This window comes from Mesorhizobium sp. M7A.F.Ca.US.006.04.2.1, assembly GCF_004022915.1.
Lineage (GTDB): Bacteria > Pseudomonadota > Alphaproteobacteria > Rhizobiales > Rhizobiaceae > Mesorhizobium > Mesorhizobium ciceri.
In genome coordinates, this window is sequence record NZ_RZQA01001163.1 from 1 (window position 1) to 1,498 (window position 1,498).

Here is a 1,498-nt window from a genome sequence, read left to right on the forward strand (position 1 = left end):
GTGCTGGACCGACCAGTGCTTTGCCGGCAACGGCGCTGCAGACGTCAAAGCGGTAATCGAGGTTCAACATGGTCGCGAGCCGCGCGGTGTGGTCAATCGCGAGGTGCTTTCGAGCGAGCGGTGGAAGGATAGGCTGGCCGTTTTCGCGGGCCGCTTCGGAAGCTAGGAGTGCGAGAATTTGGCGCGCCGCCGCGGCCATTGCGGGGGCCTTACGGGAGGAATGCTCGACCGCCGCGCCTGCGGACGAGTGAGCAAATGAGAAAACGGGAGGACCAAGCACTATGAACGATCGTGAAAAACGTGACTTTCAGGCCGGTCTCGAAGCAGAGGTCGACGCCTTCATGCGTGGCGAAACGACCCGCCGGAATTTCATAACCCGCTTCGGCCAGATGACCGGTATGTTGGCAGCGTCTGCACCCATTTTGGGTATGATGACCGATTGGGCGCTGGCGCAGCAGAAGCTCGAACTGGCCGACGCCACGTCGCCGCTGGGACAGGCGCAGGCCGCTGCGCTGAAAGCATCTAAGGAAGGACCGGCGGAGGGCTCCGCCTTCCGCGCGGTCGAGGCGGCCAAGGCGCATGCGGGCGTCACGATCAACATGACCTACGAGGCAGGCCTGCAGGCGCTCGATCCACGCAATTTCAGTGGGCCGATGTGGGAGCAGCTTACGGGCATGAAGTCGAATGTGGTCGAACTGTCGAATCCCGATCAATACTCCAAGGCGGTCGCCGAGCACATTGCCGGCTCAGGCGCCTATGACGTGCTCGACATCTCGCCAGCCTGGACACCGTCGCTCGCCGATGGCGGCGTCATCGCACCTCTCGACGACTATATCGCCAAATATATGAACCCTGCAGACCTCGAGGACTATCATCCTCTCTACAAGGCGCTGCCGACCTACAAGGGAAAGATCTGGGGCTTCTTCGACGACGGCGACATGTTCGCTCTCTACTACCGCAAGGACATCTTCGAGGATCCGAAGATGATGGAGGCCTACCAGACCAAGTTCAACGCGAAGCTCGGACCACCGAAGACCTGGGAGGAATATGCTCAGATCGCCCAATTCATCACCGACCAGATGGCACCGAAGGTTTATGGTGCAGGCCACTTCCGCAAGGCGGGCAGCCCGGGCAATCAGTTCGACTTTCTGCAGCAGTACCGTGCCAACGGCGGGAAACTGTTCGGCGACGACATGAAGGCCGGCCTGGTGTCGGATGCGGGCGTCAAGACGCTGACGAACATGCTCGCGGCCAACAAGGCCTCGATCCCCGGTAACAACGAGCTCGACGCCGTCTCCCTTTGGGCGGCATTCCTGACGGGGAAGGTTGCGATGATCTATTCCTGGCCTCCAAGCGGCCGGATGGCGGCGAACTATTCGCAATCCGCCACGGCGATCAACTTCATTCCCCAGTCGCAGATCGCTGGCAAGGTTGGCTATGCCGTCGTGCCGGGCAATCCGGAACATGCCACCGGCTACAACAAGGCGCTGTCGGCGGA

At 61.2% G+C, this 1,498-nt stretch carries 2 protein-coding genes; one reads left to right on the forward strand and one right to left on the reverse strand.

Annotated features, from left to right (window positions below):
- On the reverse strand, positions 1–199 hold a 199-nt coding region (locus tag EN925_RS40325), incomplete at its 3' end, for a hypothetical protein (RefSeq protein ID WP_206633118.1).
- A gap of 82 nt (positions 200–281) precedes the next feature.
- Here EN925_RS40325 and EN925_RS35405 point away from each other — a divergent pair.
- Positions 282–1,498 (forward strand): extracellular solute-binding protein (locus EN925_RS35405; RefSeq protein ID WP_128337344.1); only part of this gene is annotated, 1,217 nt, incomplete at its 3' end.